At 41.6% G+C, this 209-nt stretch carries 1 protein-coding gene; it reads right to left on the bottom strand.

Annotated elements, in window-relative coordinates:
• The coding region (locus ASU00_RS24225) for a transposase (protein WP_201786330.1) at window positions 1-209 on the bottom strand (209 nt) is incomplete at both ends.

The raw sequence follows: 209 nt of genomic DNA, 5'->3' as shown, positions 1-209 counted from the left end.
GGAGCTTGCCATGTCCAATTGGCCAGCTTCTTTAAATTAATGGCAGCGAAAGTAAGCATCGCCTGCATCGACAATTTTTTAAGTCCCCTTAAAGTAGTCCAACGCATACCATGCTTTTCTTTTGCATCTGCGAATACACGCTCAATCGTTTCTTTACGTTTCGCATAGATAGGTTTTACATCTTGATGATGACGCAAATGATCTGCTTC

Origin of the sequence: Peribacillus muralis (assembly GCF_001439925.1) — a bacterium.
Taxonomy (GTDB): Bacteria; Bacillota; Bacilli; order Bacillales; family DSM-1321; genus Peribacillus; species Peribacillus muralis.
This window is presented reverse-complemented; position numbering and strand designations above follow the sequence as displayed.